20 protein-coding genes and 1 riboswitch are annotated in these 21145 nt (G+C 62.6%); of the genes, 11 read left to right on the forward strand and 9 right to left on the reverse strand.

Going from position 1 to position 21145, the window contains the following annotated elements:
• Nucleotides 1-96 precede the first annotated feature (96 nt).
• Nucleotides 97-237: riboswitch (SAM riboswitch) on the reverse strand.
• Between the two features lie 305 nt (nucleotides 238-542).
• From YH3_RS11885 to yhjD, 7 genes are all read left to right on the forward strand, one after another.
• Nucleotides 543-1766, forward strand: a complete 1224-nt coding sequence (locus tag YH3_RS11885) for an NADP-dependent isocitrate dehydrogenase (protein WP_003940772.1) — start codon at nucleotides 543-545, stop codon at nucleotides 1764-1766.
• A 130-nt stretch (nucleotides 1767-1896) separates the two neighbouring features.
• Nucleotides 1897-3105, forward strand: coding sequence for an MFS transporter (locus YH3_RS11890; RefSeq protein ID WP_371594764.1), 1209 nt, complete (start codon nucleotides 1897-1899; stop codon nucleotides 3103-3105).
• Between the two features lie 36 nt (nucleotides 3106-3141).
• Nucleotides 3142-3987 carry an exodeoxyribonuclease III gene (locus tag YH3_RS11895; RefSeq protein WP_082920563.1) on the forward strand — a complete coding sequence of 282 codons (846 nt, stop codon included), beginning with the start codon at nucleotides 3142-3144 and terminating at the stop codon, nucleotides 3985-3987.
• Nucleotides 3988-4013: 26 nt separating this feature from the next.
• Nucleotides 4014-4532, forward strand: a complete 519-nt coding sequence (locus tag YH3_RS11900; RefSeq protein WP_054800923.1) for a ribonuclease domain-containing protein — start codon at nucleotides 4014-4016, stop codon at nucleotides 4530-4532.
• Entirely contained in the window at nucleotides 4532-5026 is a 495-nt protein-coding gene (locus tag YH3_RS11905; RefSeq protein WP_007727381.1) for a barstar family protein, read from the forward strand. Before YH3_RS11900 ends, YH3_RS11905 begins: the two co-directional genes overlap by 1 nt.
• A gap of 26 nt (nucleotides 5027-5052) precedes the next feature.
• Nucleotides 5053-6087 (forward strand): tryptophan--tRNA ligase, encoded by a 1035-nt coding sequence (gene trpS, locus YH3_RS11910; protein ID WP_003941025.1) that lies wholly within the window; start codon nucleotides 5053-5055, stop codon nucleotides 6085-6087.
• A 51-nt stretch (nucleotides 6088-6138) separates the two neighbouring features.
• A complete protein-coding gene (yhjD, locus tag YH3_RS11915; RefSeq protein ID WP_064443390.1) occupies nucleotides 6139-7173 on the forward strand; it encodes an inner membrane protein YhjD in 1035 nt (344 codons plus the stop codon).
• Here yhjD and YH3_RS11920 read toward each other — a convergent pair.
• On the reverse strand, nucleotides 7170-8483 hold the full coding sequence (locus tag YH3_RS11920) for a D-alanyl-D-alanine carboxypeptidase family protein (RefSeq protein WP_082920581.1): 1314 nt from the start codon (nucleotides 8481-8483) through the stop codon (nucleotides 7170-7172). The genes yhjD and YH3_RS11920 overlap by 4 nt on opposite strands.
• Before the next feature lie 103 nt (nucleotides 8484-8586).
• Here YH3_RS11920 and YH3_RS11925 point away from each other — a divergent pair, with 103 nt between their 5' ends.
• Nucleotides 8587-8985, forward strand: a complete 399-nt coding sequence (locus YH3_RS11925; protein ID WP_064443391.1) for a hypothetical protein — start codon at nucleotides 8587-8589, stop codon at nucleotides 8983-8985.
• A gap of 121 nt (nucleotides 8986-9106) precedes the next feature.
• Nucleotides 9107-9679, forward strand: coding sequence for a dihydrofolate reductase family protein (locus YH3_RS11930; RefSeq protein WP_003940686.1), 573 nt, complete (start codon nucleotides 9107-9109; stop codon nucleotides 9677-9679).
• Between the two features lie 62 nt (nucleotides 9680-9741).
• Here YH3_RS11930 and YH3_RS11935 read toward each other — a convergent pair whose 3' ends face one another.
• Genes YH3_RS11935 through iolC form a run of 8 tightly spaced genes read right to left on the reverse strand, consistent with a single transcriptional unit; the run spans nucleotide 9742 to nucleotide 18944 of the window.
• Nucleotides 9742-11247 carry a CoA-acylating methylmalonate-semialdehyde dehydrogenase gene (locus YH3_RS11935; RefSeq protein WP_064443392.1) on the reverse strand — a complete coding sequence of 502 codons (1506 nt, stop codon included), beginning with the start codon at nucleotides 11245-11247 and terminating at the stop codon, nucleotides 9742-9744.
• A 24-nt stretch (nucleotides 11248-11271) separates the two neighbouring features.
• Complete coding sequence (locus YH3_RS11940) at nucleotides 11272-12156, reverse strand: sugar phosphate isomerase/epimerase family protein (protein ID WP_063316670.1); 885 nt, start codon at nucleotides 12154-12156, stop codon at nucleotides 11272-11274.
• 2 nt (nucleotides 12157-12158) lie between these two features.
• Nucleotides 12159-13199 carry a Gfo/Idh/MocA family protein gene (locus tag YH3_RS11945; protein ID WP_054188147.1) on the reverse strand — a complete coding sequence of 347 codons (1041 nt, stop codon included), beginning with the start codon at nucleotides 13197-13199 and terminating at the stop codon, nucleotides 12159-12161.
• 26 nt (nucleotides 13200-13225) lie between these two features.
• The gene (locus tag YH3_RS11950; protein WP_042923495.1) at nucleotides 13226-14131 is read right to left on the reverse strand and encodes a sugar phosphate isomerase/epimerase; all 906 of its coding nucleotides are present in this window, start codon (nucleotides 14129-14131) and stop codon (nucleotides 13226-13228) included.
• Nucleotides 14132-14183: 52 nt separating this feature from the next.
• Nucleotides 14184-16139: a 3D-(3,5/4)-trihydroxycyclohexane-1,2-dione acylhydrolase (decyclizing) gene (gene iolD / locus YH3_RS11955; RefSeq protein WP_064443514.1), complete on the reverse strand. Its 1956-nt coding sequence runs from the start codon at nucleotides 16137-16139 to the stop codon at nucleotides 14184-14186.
• Nucleotides 16140-16153: 14 nt separating this feature from the next.
• On the reverse strand, nucleotides 16154-17026 hold the full coding sequence (gene iolB / locus YH3_RS11960) for a 5-deoxy-glucuronate isomerase (RefSeq protein ID WP_007727367.1): 873 nt from the start codon (nucleotides 17024-17026) through the stop codon (nucleotides 16154-16156).
• Between the two features lie 21 nt (nucleotides 17027-17047).
• The gene (locus tag YH3_RS11965; protein WP_064443393.1) at nucleotides 17048-17947 is read right to left on the reverse strand and encodes a hypothetical protein; all 900 of its coding nucleotides are present in this window, start codon (nucleotides 17945-17947) and stop codon (nucleotides 17048-17050) included.
• Complete coding sequence (gene iolC / locus YH3_RS11970) at nucleotides 17940-18944, reverse strand: 5-dehydro-2-deoxygluconokinase (protein WP_193604587.1); 1005 nt, start codon at nucleotides 18942-18944, stop codon at nucleotides 17940-17942. The genes YH3_RS11965 and iolC overlap by 8 nt, the downstream gene beginning before the upstream one ends.
• 199 nt (nucleotides 18945-19143) lie before the next feature.
• On the opposite strand from iolC, the gene YH3_RS11975 reads away from it, so the two are divergent.
• Nucleotides 19144-19881 (forward strand): GntR family transcriptional regulator, encoded by a 738-nt coding sequence (locus tag YH3_RS11975; protein ID WP_064443394.1) that lies wholly within the window; start codon nucleotides 19144-19146, stop codon nucleotides 19879-19881.
• 106 nt (nucleotides 19882-19987) lie between these two features.
• Complete coding sequence (locus YH3_RS11980) at nucleotides 19988-21136, forward strand: Gfo/Idh/MocA family protein (RefSeq protein WP_064443395.1); 1149 nt, start codon at nucleotides 19988-19990, stop codon at nucleotides 21134-21136.
• Nucleotides 21137-21145: the final 9 nt, after the last annotated feature.

A 21145-nucleotide genomic window follows, 5' to 3' on the forward strand; every position in this document is an offset into this window, starting at 1 on the left:
AATGATCGCCGCCCCGTGCTGGGGTCTATCTACAAGTGCGACACATACTGAAATACCTCCGTGGGGCTCGGCCCGGTCTGGGGTCCGTCCCTGTCGGACCCGCGCTTGTCACCCGAATTGCGGTGGAACTGCGCGAGCAGATCCACGTCGGGAAACCTGGTCATCACCCGGGGCACCCCACCGCGGTTGGAGGGTTGCCGTCCAGCGAGCCGGGGCTTGACGCTGGCACTCATGACCAAGTCGGATTCTACCGGGAAGTGAGCGCAGTCCTGACACGGGGCGAAATGTGAGCCGCAACCGCACGCGAGGCAGAGCGACGCAGCCCACTAGCAGGCAAAAGTTACTCGCGAGTAGAGACCGATGAGTGGACCTGCCGGTTGCGGCCTCACGGGTTAGCAGTACGCTTGTCTTGTTTGGGACTCATCTCCCGAGATCAGTCCACACCGTCTAGGTTTGATAATCGAACCGTTCGCGGACCCACTCACAAAGTGTGACCGCAACCGTGTAACCAGGGAAACTTCCTAGGAGGACGCGAAGCACCCATGTCCAAAATCAAGGTTGAGGGCACCGTCGTCGAACTCGACGGCGATGAGATGACGCGCATTATCTGGCAGTTCATCAAAGACAAGTTGATCCATCCGTATCTCGATGTGAACCTCGAGTACTACGACCTCGGTATCGAGTACCGCGACGAGACCGACGACCAGGTCACCATCGACGCAGCGCACGCGATCCAGAAGCACGGCGTCGGCGTCAAATGCGCCACGATCACGCCGGACGAGGCACGTGTCGAGGAATTCGGTCTCAAGAAGATGTGGCGTTCCCCGAACGGAACGATCCGCAACATTCTCGGCGGCACGATCTTCCGCGCACCGATCATCATCTCCAACGTTCCGCGACTCGTTCCGGGCTGGACCAAGCCGATCATCATCGGCCGTCACGCATTCGGCGACCAGTACCGCGCCACAGACTTCAAGGTCCCCGGCCCCGGCAAGGTGATGATCACCTACACGCCTGAGGACGGCAGCGCACCGATCGAGCACGAACTGGTCAACTTCCCCGAAGAGGGCGGCGTCGTCCAGGGGCAGTACAACTTCACCACGTCCATCCGTGACTTCGCTCGCGCGTCGCTCACCTACGGACTGCAGCAGAACTACCCGGTGTACCTGTCCACCAAGAACACCATTCTCAAGGCGTACGACGGTGCCTTCAAGGACATCTTCCAGCACGTCTACGAGACCGAGTTCAAGGCTGAGTTCGATGCTGCAGGTCTGACCTACGAGCACCGCCTCATCGACGACATGGTCGCTTCCGCTCTCAAGTGGGAGGGCGGATACGTCTGGGCATGCAAGAACTACGACGGCGACGTCCAGTCCGACACCGTGGCCCAGGGCTTCGGCTCGCTCGGCCTCATGACGTCGGTTCTGCTGACACCGGACGGAAAGACCTGTGAGGCAGAGGCTGCTCACGGCACCGTGACGCGTCACTACCGTCAGCACCAGCAGGGCAAGCCCACCTCGACCAACCCGATCGCGTCCATCTTCGCGTGGACCCGCGGACTCGAGCACCGTGGCAAGCTCGACAGCACCCCTGAGGTCATCGGCTTCGCGCAGGCGCTCGAAGACGTTGTCATCAAGACCGTCGAAAGCGGCCAGATGACCAAGGACCTCTCGATGCTGGTCGGCGGCGATCAGGGCTACCTGACCACCGAGGAGTTCCTCGGCGCGCTCGACGTGAACCTGCAGAAGGCCATGGCCGCGAAGTAGATTCACCGCTTCACCTGTCAAATGGGACGTCTGGGAAACCGGGCGTCCCATTTGTGTTCGCGGTCTCACGTGAGTGAACTCACCCGCTCTCACTTGGAAGTTCAACCAGGTGTGAGACCACAATTGGTCAGTGACTTCGTCTACCCTCTCCCGTTCTGACACCTCGACACCCGGGGTTCGTTCCGCCAGAGGTCCGGCGATGCTCGCTCTCGCTCTCGGTGGTTTCGGTATCGGCACAACCGAGTTCGTCGCCATGGGGTTGCTCCCGGAAATGGCATCCGGACTCGGCGTCTCGGAACCCGTCGCGGGTCACGTGATCTCCGCATACGCGCTCGGAGTTGTCGTCGGCGCTCCGCTGATCGCTGCACTCACCGCACGAGTACCGCGCCGCACCCTGTTGATCGCACTCATGGTCGCGTTCACCGTCGGCAATGCCGCCTCGGTTTTCGCGCCCTCGTACACGACGCTGATGATGGCCCGCTTCGTCGCCGGATTGCCGCACGGCGCGTATTTCGGAGTCGCCGCACTGGTCGCAGCTCACCTGGCCGAACCGGGAAAACGCGCGAAGGCCGTCGCCATGGTGATGATGGGTCTTTCCGTGGCCAACGTGATCGGGGTACCGGTCGCGGCCTGGATCGGCCAGGCACTCGGCTGGCGCAGCGCCTTCGCCTTGGTTGCGGTGATCGGAGTGGCAACGGTTGCTTCGCTGTTCGTCTGGATTCCGCGGTTGGACGGCATGCCGGTGACGAATCCGATCACCGAACTCGGGGCACTGGGCCGCGTTCAGGTGTGGATGACCCTGATCGTGGGCATGGTCGGATTCGGCGGGATGTTTGCCGTCTACACCTACATCAGTACGACTCTCACCGACGTGTCCGGGCTTGGCGTTTCGTTCATTCCCCTCGCACTCATGCTGTACGGACTGGGCATGGTGGCCGGCAACTTCGTCGGTGGATACCTCGCGGATCGCGCACTGATGAAGGGCTTGTTCCTGTCGATGGGATCCCTCGTGGTCATCCTCGCGATCTTCGTTATCGCCGTGCGCAATCCGTACACGGCGCTCGTCTTCGTCTTCCTCATCGGGCTCGCCGGGTCGTCGATGGTGCCTGGCCTCCAGACACGGTTGATGGATGTCGCCGAGGATGCTCAGACCTTGGCCGCGTCTCTCAATCACGCCGCACTCAACATCGCCAACGCCTTCGGAGCGTGGATCGGCGGCGTCGTCATCGCAGCCGGTTACGGGTACACCGCGCCGGCAGCGGTGGGGTCGTTGCTGGCCGTCGCGGGTCTCGTCGTGCTGGCGGTAGCGGTGATTCTGCAGCGTAGGGCCGCGCGCTGACCTGGGCGCCCATCCGCGTCGGTGGAATCCGCTACGGTGCTTGCCGTGCCACAAACTGCTGACTCCCACATTCTTGCGCCCCACACCATCACGTCCGTGAACGTCAACGGCGTTCGAGCAGCTGCCCGCAAGGGCATGCTCGACTGGCTGGAGAAGACGTCGGCGGATTTCATCTGCCTTCAGGAAACGCGTGCGTCGGACGATCAGCTTCGCGAGACTCTCGAACCAGCGCTCGGCAACGGATGGTTCCTCGTCTCCGCCGAGCCGTCCGCGAAGGGACGCAACGGAGTCGCGATGCTCTCACGCACGGAACCGGACGCGGTGCGGATCGGTCACGGGGACGACGAGTTTCTCGACGCCGGTCGATACATCGAAGCCGACTTCGCGGATCTGACCGTCGCGAGCCTGTACCTGCCCTCCGGTGAGGCGCTCACGCCGAAGCAGGAGGAGAAGGAGCGGTTCATGGCATCCTTCGCAGTTCACCTCGCTACCACCGCTGCGGCGGCCGAGGCTGCCGATCGTCACGTGGTGGTCAGCGGCGATTGGAACATCGCGCACACCGAACTCGACCTCAAGAACTGGAAGACCAACAAGAAGTCTTCGGGATTCCTCCCCGAGGAGCGCGCCTGGATGGATCTGCTGTTCGCCGAAGATTCCGCGTGGGTGGACGTCTTCCGCACCCTCCACCCGGGTGTCGAGGGCCCGTACTCGTGGTGGTCGTACCGCGGAAAGGCATTCGACAACGATTCGGGTTGGCGTATCGATTACCAGGTTGCCACTCGCGGATACGCCGAGCGGGCCAAGGTCGCGCTCGTGGAACGCGCTGAGTCCTACGACCTCCGTTGGTCGGATCATGCGCCTGTCACCGTCTCGTACCGATAGAGACGCGTATGTCTGAAGGTCTGAAAATGCCGAGCGCAAAGACGCGCAACGCCATCATCACCGTCGTGGTGGCGGTGGTTGCGCTCGTACTGGCGGTCACCCTTTCTTCACGTGACTCCGACAGTTCGGCGTCGTCGGGTACGAAGTCCTCGAGCGTTCAGTCCTCGAGTGTTCAAGCCAAGCCTGGCGCCACCACCAAGGCTGCGCCGTCGAGTTCCGCGCCCTCGAATTCCGCTGCCAAGCCAACGCAGCAGACAAGCACCGATGCGCCGGCGCGAGTGCTCGCCACGCTGGTCGAGATCGACGCCGGGAGGTGGCCGGATTCCGCCAATGCGCCGGGCACCAAGGGCGGCATCACCTTCCGCAACAGCGAAGGCCGCCTACCCGCTGTCGGTGCCGGTGGCGGACGTGTCGTCTATCAGGAATGGGACGTGAACCCGAAGAAGAACGGCCAAGGACGCGACGCCGAGCGAATCGTCACCGGCAACGACGGTTCGGCGTGGTACACCCTCGATCACTACGACACGTTTGTGAGGATTCGCTGATGTCCGATTCGTCTACGGTCAGCGTGGCGCAGTGGCTGGATCCGTCTTCGGATGTGGCTTCGGTGGCGCTGCAGAGCGACCCGGCCGTTGCAGATGATCTTGCACGTCAACTCCGTGCCGAGAATTTTGTCGTTCGGGTGGTTCGCGGAGAGAACATGCGGACAACGGCGCAGGTCTTCGACGAGTTCGCGGCAGCCTTCCAGTTTCCGTCCCACTTCGGACGAAACAAAGACGCTTTCGACGATGTCATGCGCGATCTCGACGACGTCCTCGGACTCGGCGCCGGATATGTAGTTGTGGTCCGAGGCGCGGGTTCTCTACTGTCCGAGCAACAGGATCAGTTGGAGTGGTTCTGCGAAACGATGGACTTCTACGCCGAAGAATGGGAACCCGTCGTTTTCCGGACCGTCTACCAGTTCGGTGCGGAGGACCTCGCCGCCCACGGTGAAGACCTCGTCGAACTCGACTACCCGGGCACCACGCCACTGCACTGATTTCCACTCGTGAAAAGATCGGAACCATGTCGACCCCTGCAGAACAGAAGCCCACCGCAAAGCCTCGCGTGCTTTCCGGAATCCAGCCGACGTCGGATTCTTTCCACCTCGGCAACTACCTGGGTGCGCTGCAGCAGTGGGTTCCGTTGCAGGACGATTTCGACGCTTTCTACTTCATTCCGGATCTTCACGCCATCACGGTGACGCAGGACCCGAAGGAATTGCGTCGTCGCACCAAGGTTGCGGTCGCTCAGCTCCTTGCGGTGGGGATCGATCCGGATCGGGCGACGCTGTTCGTGCAGAGTCAGGTTCCCGAGCACGCACAGTTGGCGTGGGTCCTGAACTGCATCACCGGTTTCGGTGAAGCCAGCCGTATGACGCAGTTCAAGGACAAGTCCGCCAAGCAAGGCAGCGACAACGCCAGTGTCGGCTTGTTCACGTATCCGGTTCTGATGGCCGCGGACATCCTTCTGTACCGCCCGCAGCGAGTCCCCGTGGGTGAGGATCAGCGTCAGCACCTCGAACTCGCACGCGATCTGGCCGGCCGGTTCAACACCCGCTACGGCAAGGCGTTCGTCGTTCCCGAGCCGCAGATCATCAAGGGCACGGCAAAGATCTACGACCTGCAGGATCCAACCGCGAAGATGAGCAAGTCCGCTGCCAGTGCGGCCGGACTGATCAATCTGCTCGACGACCCGAAGGTGTCGGCGAAGAAGATCAAGTCGGCCGTCACCGACAACGAGCGCGAGATTCGTTTCGACCCGCAGGCCAAGCCGGGCGTCAGCAACCTGCTCACCATTCAGTCGGCTCTCTCGGGAGTACCGATCGAGACTCTGGTGGCCGGTTACGAGGGCAAGGGGTACGGCGACCTCAAGACCGATACCGCTGACGTGCTGACCGAGTTCGTCACCCCACTCAAGGCGAAGGTCGACGGTTACCTTGCCGACGAGGCAGAGCTGGATCGCATCATCGCGGCCGGAGCGCACCGCGCCCGTGAGGTGTCTTCACGCACTCTCGCCGCTGTCTATGACAAGGTCGGATTCCTGGCACCGAAGGGCTGACTTACGCGAATTCGGACTCACGACGCCTGACCGAACATGAGGGGGACGGCAATGGCTGACACGGACGACGACGCACCGAGCTTTCTCGAGAAGCAACGGGCAGCGCGACCCTGGCTCGATCATCTGGTTCGCGCGGCCGGACGGTTTCAAGAGCAAAAAGGCGACTATTACGCTGCTGGTATCACGTACTTCAGCGTTCTCGCGTTGATTCCGATCATGATGGTCGCGTTTGCAGTGGCCGGTTTCGTATTGGCCGGGCATCCCGAGTACCTGGAGTCGATTCAGGAGCAGATCACCAAGAGCATTCCGGGCAGCTTGGGTGACACCATCAACACGCTGATCGATTCGGCCATCGACTCGCGCGCGAGCGTCGGAATCTTCGGCCTCCTGGGTGCTGCGTACGCGGGTCTCGGTTGGATGGCAAATGTTCGCGACGCGCTGACGGCGATGTGGGAGAGCAAGCGCGAGCCCAAGGGGTTCGTACGTACCAAACTTGGTGACGCAGGGGCCCTCGTCGGTCTGGCTGTCGCCATGGTCGTCTCACTGGGAATGTCGGCGCTGAGCAGTGGGCCGGTTGCGACTCAGATCGTGAAATGGCTCAACCTCGAGAACATCACCGGTGTCGGCGTGGGGCTCAGAGTTGTTTCACTGTTGCTCTCACTCCTGGCGACGTGGGCGGTGTTCCTGTGGGTGATCGCCCGGCTGCCGCGCGAGCCTGTCACGCTGCGTAGCGCTGCGCAGGCAGCGGTTATCGCCGCGATTGTGTTCGAGATCTTCAAGCAGGTGGGTGCGATCTACCTCGCTGCCGTCACCAACGGACCAGCGGGCGTGGCATTCGGTCCGATCATCGGTTTGCTCGTGTTCGTGTTCACGGCGTCACGGATGCTGCTGTTCTGCACGGCGTGGGCGGCGACGACCAAGGAAAGTATGGCCCTGGCGTTCGTTCCGCCGCCGGATCCCGCCGTGATCTCGCCGCGAATCGTTGTCAGTGACGGTGCTTCACCGTCTCGCGTGGCTGCGCTGATCGCCACGGGTGCGGTTGCCGGCCTGGGTCTTTCGGGCTTCATGCGTCGTCGGCCGCGCTAGCGCCTCCGACGGTTGAGGGCAACGGCTCCCGCCACCAGCGCGATCACCACTACTCCACCGACAGCACCGATGAGGATGCGGTCAGTGGTGTCGGATTCGGCGTCGGTAGCGGTGGGTGCTGCCGAGATCGAGCCTGGTGCAGCGGCAGACGGTGTGCGAGTGACATCGGGACTGGAATCGTCGGTGGATCGGTCCGTCAACGAGCCGACGGTTGTGCTCGCGGGGAGTGCATATCCGTAGTCGAGTAGACGGGCAGCTTGTTCCCACGGACGGATCGGCTTGGCTTCGCCGCCCATCAATGTCACCAGTAGTTTCCGGCCGTTACGCTCCGCGCCACCCACATACGTGTGGCGGGCGTCGTCGGTGAAGCCGGTCTTGCCGCCCAATGCGCCGTCGTAGTTGTAGAGCAGCTGATTGTCGTTGGCGAGAGTGAATCCGGGGCGGTCCTGATCGTCGGGAATCGTCGGATCCTTGGGGAAGCCGGGAAATTCGACGGTCTCGGTATGGATCAGACCGGCAAACGTCGGATTCTGCAGGGCGGTATGGAAAATCACGGCCAGGTCGTACGGCGAGCTGCTCATCCCCGGGCCGTCGAGTCCGGATGGAGTTGCCGTGCGAGTGTCGAGGGCGCCGAGTTCGGCCGCGAGCGCGTTCATTTTCGACACGGCTGCAGCGTCACCGCCGAGTTGGCGGGCAAGAGCATGCGCGGCATCGTTTCCCGACGCCATGACCAGACCCTGCATCAGTTGCCGGTTGGTGTACTTGCCGCCCTTGCCGATGCCGACAGCGCTACCTTCAGCGTCCGCGTCTTCGGCCGTTGCGGTGATTTCGGTGTCGAGATCGAGTTCGTCGAGCGCGACAAGAGCCAAGAGCATCTTGATGGTGCTGGCGGGGCGGTAGCGACCGTGCGGATCTTTGGCGGCGAGGACCTCGCCGGTTTCGGCGTCCGCGAGTACCCATCCGGATGCCGCGATATCCGCCGGGAGCGGGGGAGCGCCGTCAGGGAGTACAACACCGCACTCGCCGAGCTTGTCTCCACCGACAGGGCTTTCCGGAATCGGGACAGCAGTCGGGGCCGTAGATCCGGGCGCGGGTGCTTCGGAGAGATCGATCGCCGGTGCCGGGCTACTCGTGAACGGGCAGCTGTCGGTGTTGGGTGTTGTGAACGGCGCTTCGGTGGTGGTGGTGGGCGGCGGCGGGGCCGGTTGGGCGCCGGCCACTCCCGAGGTCCCGACGACACCGGTAAACGCAATGCTCCCTGAGAGCACTGTTCCGGCAACTGCCACTGCACACTTTCGACGCCACATCATCGATATACGAGGGTATGCGAACGTGAGGGAACGTCCGAATCGCCACGCAAGCAGAGGGATCGAAAACAGGCGATTCGGTTTGTACATCGGTCATAGTGGATGGATGAACTTCGCAGGCACGCGTGGACGCCAGACGCTCGCGGCAATGACGCTCGTTGGAGCATTGACCGCTGTCGTCGGATGTTCCGGCGATTCGGATCCGTCGGCCGAGAGCCAAATCTCTGCGGTCGTCGGTCAGAGTTTCGAATTCATGGCCGAAAGGGACTGGGAGGCAGTGGACAGCACTCAATGCAGTTCGATGCGCAGGGAGAGTCCGCGAGTCGAAGAGTCGCCGTTCGACGACGCACTTGCCAGTCTGAGGCTGGACGGAGTGGAGAACATCGTCGTGAACGGGGATTCGGCGACAGCCAACACCCGCCATTACAGCACCGAGGATCCGTCCGAGATGATGCGCGAAGACATCACGTTGATCAAGGAGAACGGTGCCTGGGTTGTGTGCTGACGTCTTTATGTGGTGACAATCGGAGATCGCCGCCGATGAGTTCCACCACCACGCAGAGTCTGTAACAGTGGGGTAGTCGGCTACTCGAATGGCGCACACGCACTGACGACAGGGGATCGGTATGGGCAAGATCGTGGTGACAGAATTCGTGTCCTTGGACATGGTGATGGAAGCTCCCGGTGGCGAACCGGGTTACGCGCACACTGGATGGGTCTTTCCGTACCAGGAGGGCGATCAGATGAAGTTCAAACTCGACGAAACCCTCGCCGCGGACGTCCTTCTGCTCGGGCGGCGGACCTACGAGAGCTTCGCCGGTGCCTGGCCCGAGCGCGAGGACGACCAAGGCTTTGCGGACAAGATGAACGAGATGCCCAAGTACGTCGTCACGAGTTCGACCGAACCGCTCGAATGGAACAACTCGACGGCGCTCGACGGTCCCATCGAGGAATCTGTCCCGAAGCTCAAGGAGCAGATCGACGGCGAGATCCTGGTCGCGGGAAGTCGGACGCTCGTCCACGCGTTGTTGCTGGCCGGTCTGGTCGACGAGTTGCGCCTGATGGTCTTCCCGGTCATTCTCGGGTCCGGCGGGAGAGTGTTCCCCGAATCGGCCGACAAGATCGTCCTCGAGTTGAAGGACGATCGTCGGTACGAATCCGGAGTTCAAGTACTGACGTACCACCCCACGGTCACGTAGACCTTTCGAAAACATCTGTGGCCGAGCCTCTTCGAGAGTCTCGGCCACAGATGTCTTGCCGGCTAACTGTTCTCGGGGAAGCCGAGGTTGATTCCGCCGTGGCTGGGGTCGAGCCAGCGACTGGTGACGGCTTTACCTCGCGTGAAGAAATGAACACCTTCTGTCCCGTGAGCGTGGGTGTCACCGAAGAGGCTGTTCTTCCAGCCGCCGAAGCTGTAGTAGGCCATGGGAACCGGGATGGGGACGTTGATGCCGATCATTCCGACCTCCACCTCGTTCTGGAAGCGTCGGGCAGCGCCGCCGTCGTTGGTGAAGATGGCGGTGCCGTTTCCGTACGGGTTGTTGTTGATCAGTTCGAGGGCTTGGTCGTAGGTATCGACACGCACGACGGACAGGACAGGTCCGAAGATTTCGTCGGTGTAGATCGACATGTCGGTGGTGACGTGGTCGATGAGGGTGGGCCCGAGCCAGAAGCCGTCCGGTCCACCATCGGCCTGAACTGTGCGTCCGTCGACCACGATCGTGGCACCGTCCTTCTCGCCGGCATCGACATAGGACGCGACCTTGTCGCGATGGGCCTTAGTGACGAGCGGACCCATGTCGGAGTTCTTGGTGCCGTCACCGGTGACGAGGGGAGTGGTGCGTTCGCCGATCTTGGCAACCAGTTCGTCGGCGATGTCGCCGACTGCGACCAGGGCGGAGATCGCCATGCATCGTTCGCCCGCGGAGCCGAATCCCGCGTTGACCATTGCGTCGGCGGCGAGGTCGAGGTCGGCGTCCGGCAGAACGATGGCGTGGTTCTTGGCGCCGCCGAGTGCTTGCACGCGTTTGCCGTTGGCGGTGCCGGTGGCATAGACGTACTGGGCGATGGGGGTGGATCCGACAAACGAAATCGCTTTGACTGCTTTGTTTTCCAGAAGTTCGTCGACGGCGAGCTTGTCACCTTGGAGGACGTTGAAGACGCCGGGGGGCAGACCGGCTTCGGCCCAGAGTTCGGCGAGCCAGATCGCCGCGGTGGGGTCCTTCTCCGAGGGCTTGAGAATCACGGTGTTCCCGGCGGCAATGGCGACCGGGAAGAACCACATGGGGACCATCGCGGGAAAGTTGAAGGGCGAGATGATGCCGACGGGGCCGAGGGGTTGGCGGATGGAGTAGACGTCGACCTTGGTCGATGCATTCTCGGTGTATCCGCCCTTGAGGAGATGCGGTATTCCGCAAGCGAATTCGACAACTTCCTGCCCGCGGCTGATTTCGCCGAGGGCGTCGGAGAGAACCTTGCCGTGCTCGGCTGTGATGATCTCGGCGAGTTCACCTTTGCGAGCGTTGAGGAGTTCGCGGAAGCTGAACAGTACCTGTGTGCGCCGGGCCAGTGAGGTGTCACGCCAGGCGGGGAAGGCCGCCGCAGCCGCGTCGATGACAGCGCGGGCGTCCTCGAGGTTCGCCAGGGCCAGTCGGCCGATGATCTGTCCGGTGGCGGGGTTGGTGACGGTGGCGGTGTCCTCGGACGTTCCGGCGAACGGCTTGCCGTCCAGCCAGTGCGCGATGACACGAGTATCAGTGCTGGTCATGGTATTTCCTAGTGGTCTGGTGACTCAGGAGTTCGGGGAGGTGTACTTGGCGACGTAGTCGTTCATCGTCTCGCGCTGGTACCGGGAAACCTCGTGCGCGTTTTCGTTCTCGGCGAAGACACTCGACACCATCACGGTGTTCTCACGTTCGTAGAAGCCGAGTTTGCCGAGACCGCCGAAGAATTCGTCCCAGTTGACGTCTCCGTCACCGATTTTGAGATGCTGATGCACTCGAACGGCATTGCCTGGCGGGTTGGTGATGTAGCGCAGTCCGTGGGAACGGTGATGATCCATGGTGTCCGCCACGTGAACGAGTCGGACCATGTCGCCGGCGGCCTCCATGATGGCGGGAAGGTCCCCACCCATGTGGAATTGGTGGCACGCCACGATCACCATGCCGAGGTTCTTGGAGTTCACACCACGGATCGTGCGGATCGCGGCTAGTCCGTCTTCGACAAAATCGTCCGGGTGGGGGTCGATCAGGACGTCGATTCCCTCGCGTTCGATGATCGGAACCAGTTCCTCCATCGAACGATAGAACGCACGCTCGGACTCTTCGGCCTTTTCGGGGCGGCCGGAGAATTCGGTGTTCATGACGTTGACACCGAGATCGACCGTGATCTGGATGGCCCGCTTCCAGTAACGCACGGCTGCTTCGCGGGCGTCCTCGTCCGGGCCGGACCAGCGAAGGACCGGGAGTACCGACGCGATGCCGACCCCAGCACTCGCGCAAGCTTTCCGAAATTTGGCGACGAGCGCGTCGTCGGCTTTCGGGTGATTGAAGAACGGGATCATGTCGACGTGCGGTGTGAGCTGCAGGTACTCGTACCCGAGATCGGCAACAACCTGAGGTAGCTCGAGTAGTGAGTAATCGTGATGGAAAGGTGTGGGGTCGAGTGCGACCTTCATCGCTAAGCTCCGGCCACAGAGTCGCGCGCAACCATGTCCACGACGACGCGCTGACCCGTCTCCAGAGACTTCACACCGGCGGCGCAGACAGCGGCCGCGGCGTACCCGTCCCAAGCACCTGGTCCGTCGATGTAGTTGCCGGTGCCGGCGCCCGTCTTCACTGCCTTGATCCACCGGGCGAACTCGGTGTCGTAGGCCTGCCCGAAGCGTTCGCGGAATCCTGGGGTGATCTGCCCACCCCAGTTGCCGGGCTTGGTCTTTCGGATCAGTCCCACGTCGAGTCCGATCATCGCGCTTCCGAGTTCGCCGACAACTTCGGTGCGCACCTCGTAGGCAACTCCGGTGGTGACAAACACCTCGGCGTCGACGTGTCTGCCGGACTCGGTCTCGAATATCGCGATCTGTGGGTCTTGAATGCCCTCGGGAGCAAGCGAATTCGCGGCCGGTCGGATGATCTGCACTGAGGTGATCTCTTCGTCGAGCAGGAATCGTGTCACGTCGACCTCGTGGACGAGTGAGTCCTTGACGATCATCGCGCTGTCGAAACCCTTCGGAACCGCAGGATTACGATGCGCACAGTGCAGCACGAGCGGGCGACCGAGATCGCCGCTGTCGATCAAATCCTTGAGCTGGGTGTATTCGTGGTCGAATCGCCGCATGAAGCCGACCTGGATCAGCTTCTTGCCCAGCGCTGCTTCGGCTTTGACGATCGTGAGCGAACTGTCCGCGTCGGTGGTCAGCGGCTTTTCGCAGAGAACAGGCTTGCCCGCTTCGAGGCAGGCAAGAACCTGCTTCTCATGGGTCGGGCCCGGGGTTGCGAGAACAACGGCGTCGACGTCCTCGGCTGCGATGGCATCGAACGGATCGACGACGACGCGCGCCCCTGGCGTCAGTGCTGCGATTTCCTCGGCGCGGGCGAGAGAGTAGTCGTTGACGACGGTGACGCGGGCACCGCCGATTTTGTTGGTGATGCGGTCGACGTGATCGGCCCCCATGATGCCGACGCCGAGCACTGCGATCCGGAGATCCTGGTTGTCAGACATGCGGTGGTACTCCTCGATTGTGTTGCTCAGTTGAAACGGACGGCGGGGACGCCACAGGTGGACAGGTATTTCTGAGTGCGCGCTGCGATGGGCAGCGGTGTGTCGGGATGGCAGGGATACATGTCCTGCTCGACGATCGCGAACACGTCGATGCCGAGCTTCTCGATGGCCTCCAGAAGCGGCGGCATGTCGGGGATTCCGCGCGGCGGTTCGATCATGGCACCGAGTTTGACGGCCTCACCGAACGGCAGGTCCTCCGCCTCAACCTGGGCGACTATCGCCGGATCCACCTGTTTGAGGTGTAGGTACCCGATGCGCTCCGGATGTTTGTTGATAATTGCGAGATTGTCGCCGCCGCAGTAGCTGATGTGGCCGGTGTCGAGACACAGATTCACGAAACGCTCGTCGGTCCCTTCGAGGAACTTGTAGACGTTGTCTTCGATGTCGACGTGACTGTCGGCATGAGGATGGTACTGCGCCATGACGCCGTACTCCTCGAGCATTGCCTTCCCGAGAGCGTTCATGCCGTCGGTTTTCTTACGCCACTGCTCGGGCGTCAGATTGCGGTCTTCGAGTACCGCTCCGGTGGAAGGGTCGCGCCACATCTCAGGGATGACCACCACGTGCTTGCCGCCGACGGCTGCGGTCAACTTGGCGACGTCCTTGATCTGATTCCAGACGGCATCCCAGGAATCGTCCTGGTGCAGGTGTTCGAAAACGGTACCGGCCGAAAGCTTCAGGCCGCGTGCTCCGAGTTCGTCAGTCAGCTTGGCTGGATCGGTCGGAAGGTATCCGAACGGGCCGAGTTCGATCCATTCGTATCCCGACGCGGATACCTCGTCGAGGAATCGTGCGTAAGGGGTCTGCTGTGGATCGTCCGGAAACCACACGCCCCAGGAGTCGGGGGCTGATCCGACGTGAATCGCGCTCATGTCTAGATTCCTTTCGCGGGCAAGCTTTATGGGGTGTGGTTGTGCGGAATTTTCATTCGGATGGACGGAGGTACGGTCGCTGGATCTTCTTCCAGGACTCGTAAGTTGTCCGTGCTTTCTTGGTGGACTCCAGTTCGGAGGTGGCCGATACCGGTACATCCCACCAGGATTCGCTGTCCGGGGCGCCGATCAGCGGGTCGGTTTCGACGTGGATGACGGTGCTGGTGTCGCTTGCTTTGGCAACCTTGATCGCGTCGGCGAACTCTGCAGCGGTGTTGGCGCGGATGACGTCGACACCGAGGCTGGCGGCGTTCGCGGCCAGATCGACCGGGAGAACCCCTCCGTCGAGACGTCCGTCATTCGAGCGGTAGCGGTACTGCGTGCCGAAGCGCTGGGAACCCAGCGACTCGGACAGTGAACCGATGGAGGCAAATCCGTGATTCTGCACCAGGACGACGATGACCTTGAGGCGTTCCTGTACGGCGGTGACCAATTCGGTGGCCATCATCAGATAGGAACCGTCTCCGACCATCACGAACACGTCGCGATCGGGGCACGCCATGCGGACGCCTAGACCGCCGGCAACTTCGTATCCCATGCACGAGTACCCGTATTCGACGTGATACCCCTTGGAATCACGGGTTCGCCACAGCTTGTGGAGGTCACCTGGCATGGACCCGGCAGCGCACACCACGACGTCACGTGGATCGGACAGTGTGTTGACCAGGCCGATCACCTGATTCTGATTCAGTGACCCGTCGGCAGCGGGTTCGGCTGGGTTGTAGACGGATTCGACGATCGCATCCCAATCGCGAGCGAGGTCACCGATCCTGGACGCATATTCGTCGTCCACCCGGTAGTCGTTCAGTGTGATCGCCAGCGCGTCGAGTGCCTCACGTGCGTCGGCGACCACGCTGACTCCGCCCTGCTTCACGGAGTCCAGTGAAGCGACGTTGATGTTGACGAAGCGAACGTCGGGATTGGTGAACGCGGTGCGGGACGCGCTCGTGAAATCGCTGTACCGCGTACCGATTCCGATGACGACGTCCGCCTCGGTAGCCAGTGCGTTTGCAGCCGTAGTGCCGGTGGACCCCACCGCCCCGACGGATTGTGGATGGTCGTAGACCAATGAACCCTTGCCGGCCTGGCTCTGCCCCACGGGGATTCCGGTCTGCGCGCAGAACGCTGCCAGAGAGTCGGTGGCCTGGCTGTAGATCACGCCGCCGCCGGCCACGATCAGTGGCTTGCGAGCCGAGCGGATGATCGCGGCGGCGCGTTCGATCACCGATCGCTCGGGGAGCGGGCGGGCCACGTGCCACACCCGTTCGGCGAAGAACGACTCTGGCCAGTCGAAAGCCTCGGCCTGCACGTCCTGCGGGATGGCGATGGTGACTGCGCCGGTCTCGACGGGATCAGTGAGAACGCGCATCCCGGCGAGCAGAGCGCTCGGCAACTGCTCCGGGCGCCATACCCGATCGAAGTATCGTGAGACCGGTTTGAAAGCGTCGTTGACCGTGACGTCGCCGCTCGACGGGAGTTCGAGTTCCTGTAAGACGGGGGCACTGGCGCGGGTCGCGAAAGTGTCTGCGGGAAGGAGTAATACAGGTAGACGGTTGATGGTGGCCAGTGCCGCGCCGGTGATCATGTTGGTGGCACCGGGGCCGACGCTGGACGAGACCGCCCACGTCTGCAGGCGGTCCTTCATGCGGGCGTGGGCGACAGCCGAGTGCACCATCGCCTGTTCATTGCGGCCGAGCACGTAGGGGAGTGTCGGCTCACGGCCGGCGTCGAGATCCTGGATCTCGGCCTGCAAGAGTGCTTGCCCCAGTCCGGCGACGTTGCCGTGCCCGAAGATTCCGAAGCAGCCGGCAAACAGCTTGGTGCGCTGGCCGTCGCGTTCGGTGTACTGGTTGGCGAGGAAGCGGACGACAGCTTGAGAAACGGTCAGGTATACGGTCGGCTCGTCGCGAGGTGGACGATTGCCGGTTGCGTTGTTGGTGGGTGCCACAGCTTTCACTTCCGTCAGTTGTGGGACTGCAACGGCAGTCGAGGGTCGATGTCCTGGTGATCCCAGCTTCCACGTAGCCAGGTGTGTTGCGGATCGTCACAGATGTTCCACGCCCGGATCTCGCCCGAACCTGCCATGACATTGAGGTAGTACATGTGGTGGCCCGGCGCTGCGATGGACGGGCCGTGATAGCCGTGCGGCACGAGGACGACGTCGCCCGAGCGGACTTCCTCGAGCACCTCGATAGGTCTCTCGGCGGTTCCGTACACGCGGTGGTAGCCGAAACCTTCGGTCCCGGTGGGGCTTCTGTCGATCTCGAAGTAGTAGATCTCTTCCAGGGCCGATTCGACGTCGCTGTTCTCGTCGTGTTTGTGGCTGGGATACGACGACCAGTTCCCGCCGGGGGTGATGACCTCACACGCGATGATGGAGTCGGCCTCGAAGGTGTCTGCAGTGGCGAAGTTGTGAACCTGTCGGCTGCAGTTCCCGGCGCCGCGGAGCTCGACCGCAACTCCTGAAGCCGGACCGTAGCGATGGGGGAGCTTGGCGCCGGCGCGCGCTCCGCACAGGGCGAAGCGGCCTCCGCCCGTGCTGCTGACCGAGTAGTCGGCGTCGCGACCGACGTACGCGAAATCGCTCGGACCGTCGAAAACCGATGCGCGGCCGGTCAGGGGAATCTCCGTCCCCTCGGCAACAACCACGGCCGAACCCGCCAGTGGAACGACGATGATCTCGTTCTCGCCGGACTGCAGGTGGACGTCAGCGCCAGGGGCGAGTTCGAGTGTCCACAAGCTGGATTCGGTCCACCCGGCGGACTCCGGCGTGACCACTGTCGTGAAATCACCGTCGGCGGACGATCCGGCGGGGACGTAGTACTTGCTGAACATCTTGCTCCTGCCAGGTCGGTTCTAGTGGACGAGCTTGACTGCGGTGTCGACGGCCACGGTGACGTCGCCGTCGGGTGGGTATAGCAGCGCGCGTCCGACGATCAGTCCGCGCACGGACGGCAGCTGAAGTGCAGCGTCCCACTTTGCGTACGTTTCTTCCGGCGCGATCTGCGGATCTCCCCCCAGGAGGAGCGTCGGGAGGGTGGTCGCATCCATGACGCGTTCCATCTCGTCGACGACCGGCAGTTTCATCCACGTGTACGCCGAGGTGGAGCCGAGGCCCTGGGAGATATGGATGGACTTGATGACGGCGTCGGGGCTGAGATCGTTGACCACCTTGCCGTTTACGCGACTGGAGAGGAACGGCTCGAGCATCGCGATCAGTCCGGCCGCGGCCAGTTCGTCCACGGCTTCCGCACATGCCGTCATGGTGGGCAGAGTGCCCGCGTCGTCGAGTGCGATGCGCAGCAGCATCTTTCCGCCGTTCATACCGAACTTTGCGGTACCGGCCGCGGTGTAACCCGTCATGCGGTCGTCGAGTTCGAAGCTGGCGCCTGCCAGGCCGCCGCGGTTCATCGACGAGAAGACGACCTTGTCGTCGAGGGCGCCGAGGAGGAGCAGATCGTCGAGAATGTCCGCAGTACCGAGAACGCCGTCGACTCCAGGATTGTCGAGAGCAGTGCGCAACCGGTCCAGCAGATCGGTACGACTGTTCATCGCTGTCGGCTTGCCGCCGACAGACAGCGCCCCACGCGCCGGATGATCGGCCGCGACGATCATGAGCCGGCCATTGCCTCGAACAGTGGCGCGAGGAGTTCGCGCTGCCCAGGCCTTTTCGATGATCTGCGGATCGCTCGCACGCAGTTCCGTCACTTCGGCGTAGGTGGTGGCGAGGGGGCGGGCGGCGAGCTTGTCAGACATTGACTGCCTCCGTGGCTGTGGCTTCGGCGAGATCGTGGACTTCTTCGGCGGTCGGCATCGCAGTGGAGCATTCGAGCCGAGATGCGACTATCGCGCCGGCCGCGTTGGCGTAGCGCAGTACCTTCTCCAGCGGCCACCCGGCCAACAGTCCGTGGCACAGTGATCCGCCGAAGCTGTCGCCTGCTCCCAGCCCGTTGACCACGTCGACGGCGTTGGGCGGCACGGTGATCGACTGCTTTCGCGTTTTGCCGAGTACGCCCTTCGGGCCCTGCTTCACGATGGCCAGTTCGACGCCGAGGTCGAGAAGCGCGTCGGCGGCCTTGTTCGGATTGGTCTCACCGACCGCGATCTCGCACTCTTCGCGGTTTCCGACGGCTACTGTCACGTGCGCCAGAGCGCGCTGCACCTGATTGGTTGCTTCTTGGGGCGTCGACCAGAACATCGGGCGGTAGTCCAGATCGAGGACCGTCAGCGGGCGTCGTTCGCGGGCTTCCCAGGCCGCGAAGTGTGCACTGCGACTCGGTTCTTCGGACAGCCCCGTCACAGTCGACCAGTAGAGGGACGCTGTTCGAACGGCGTCGAGGTCGATGTCTTCCGGGGTGATCCGAAGATCGGGCGCATGCGGCTTGCGGTAGAAGTACAGCGGAAAGTCGTCAGGAGGGAAGATCTCGCAGAACGTCACCGGTGTCGGGTACTCGGAATTGGTGACGACAAACCTGTTGTCGACGCCCAGACGTGCCAACTCGCGTGTGACGAACTTCCCGAAAGGATCGCTGCCTACGCCGGAGATCAGTGCTGCTCGCCGGCCGAGGCGTGCAGCCGCCACCGAGACATTGGCTGCGCTGCCGCCGAGGAACTTGCCGAACGTCTCGACGTCCTCGAGTCCGACACCGGTCTGAAGTGGGTAGATGTCCACACCCGATCGGCCGATGGCAAGCACGTCGAAGGGTGCGTCAGGGATGTGTGACCCGCTCTGGTGAGTGTTGATGCTTGTCAAAACTGACTCCCGAGAGTTCGTGGTGGGTTGCCCACGCAGGGCACCGATGTATGACTGAAACTGTGCGCCGCGACACAGCGATTGTCAATAGTTTGTCTGGACATTATGACTTGCGGTCAAGTGAATGTTAGTGTTCGCATACACTGCCGAGAGAAGTAGCGTCGATACGGCGCCTTCCCAAGACAGATCGGAGTTGGCCGTGGTCGCAGCACTCGCCGTCGAGTTGGACCGCTCGAGCCCGGTGCCGCTGTATTTTCAGCTGGCACAGGCAATCGAGGGCGCTATTCTCGGTGGCGAACTTGCCCCAGGTGATCGCTTCGAGAACGAACTGGCGTTGGCCAAACGGCTCAATCTCTCACGTCCGACCACTCGACGCGCGATCCAGGAACTGGTGGACAAGGGACTACTTGTTCGTAAGCGGGGAGTCGGAACTCAGGTGGTGCAAAGTCCGGTGCACCGCCCGGTCGAGCTCACCAGCCTGTTCGACGACCTTGTGAGGGCCGGCCAGGCGCCGACGACCAAGCTGCTCGAGTTCACGGTGGGAGTTCCCGCCGAGGACGTTGCCGCGGAACTCAACCTCGAACCTGACGCCGAAGTGGCCACCATCAGGCGTCTGCGAAGCACCAACGGCGAACCGCTTGCCGTGATGACCAACTACATTCCGGTGGACATCGCACCCGATCCCGAGGAGTTGGAGACGCAGGGGCTGTACCAAACCTTGCGAACTCGCGGCGTTCACATCCGTGTGGCGCGGCAGCGAATCGGCGCTCGGGCGGCGACTCGCGAAGAAGCAGGATTGCTCGACGAGAAAGTGGGTGCTGCCCTCTTGACCATGAGCCGCACTGCATTTGACGATTCAGGTAGCGCCGTCGAGTACGGCAGCCACTGCTACCGAGCGTCGCGTTACTACTTCGACACCACCGTGGTCGACCGCTAGATCTCGATCCCGGTGACACGAGTACCCGCCTGACCGAGTCAGTGGGGGTGATTTGTGATCCCAGCATTTCTGCGATCCTTCGATCATTTGACCCGAACGGAGCCTCATGACAGGCATTTCAGTAGCAGTTGCCGGATTCGGATGGATGGGCCGCGTCCACGCGCAGGCGTATCTGCGTCTGCGGCAGCACTATCCGCAGCTTCCCGTGATCCGCCTGGCCGCCGTCGCCGACGAGGTGCCTGGCAGAGGGGAGGAAGCAGCGGACCAATTCGGTTTCGAAGCTTTCACCCAGGATTGGCGCGATATCGCAGCCGATCCGGCCATCGACGCGGTGAGCATCACGGCCCCGAACTTCTTGCACCGTGAAATCGGCGTCGCAATGGCAGAGGCCGGCAAACACATCTGGATCGAGAAGCCCGTCGGCTTGTCCACGGAAGACGCCAAAGCTGTTGCCGTAGCAGTCTCGAAGGCCGGTGTGCAGTCGACCGTCGGCTTCAACTACCGAAACGCGCCGGCTGTGGCCCTGGCAAAGAGCCTGATCGACTCAGGGGAGTTGGGCACGATCACGCACTCGCGTTTTCGTTTCCTCAGCGACTATGCGGCCCACCCTGAAGGTGCTTTGAGTTGGCGATACGAGCGTGAGCGCGGCGGCGCCGGCGTCCTGGGCGACTTGGCCTCGCACGGCATCGATCTGATTCGTCATCTTCTCGGTGACGTCGACGCTCTCGTTGCGGATACTGCGATCTTCATCCCGGAGCGTGCGCGTCCGTCCGCCGCTACCAGTGGACATGCGCGGGCCAGCGGTGGGGAGATGGGGGCTGTCGAGAACGAAGACTTCGTCAGCGCACTGCTGCGCCTCGGGTCGGGTGGCCGGTGCACCCTCGAAGCATGCCGCGTCGCCGTGGGAGAGCAGAACAATTACGGATTCGAGATTCACGGCACGAAAGGTGCCGTGTTCTGGGACTACCGCCGGATGGGTGAACTGGGCACCAGCCTCGGCTCGAAGTACCAGGACCAATCCGTCACGACGGTTCTGGTCGGCCCCGAGTCCGGTGAGTTCGGCCGCTTCCAGCCTGGCGCGGCCAACGCGATGGGCTACGACGACCTGAAAGTGATCGAGGCTCGCAATTTCATCGCCTCGATCGTGGACGGAGCGCCGCAGGGCGCGACCATCGCTGATGCAGTCGCGTCCGCACAGGCTCTGGACGCGATGGTCGCCTCGGTGACCTCCGGCAGCTGGATTTCTCTCGGCTGATCGACAGCT

Origin of the sequence: Rhodococcus sp. YH3-3 (assembly GCF_001653035.1) — a bacterium.
Classification (GTDB): Bacteria; Actinomycetota; Actinomycetes; order Mycobacteriales; family Mycobacteriaceae; genus Rhodococcus_F; species Rhodococcus_F qingshengii.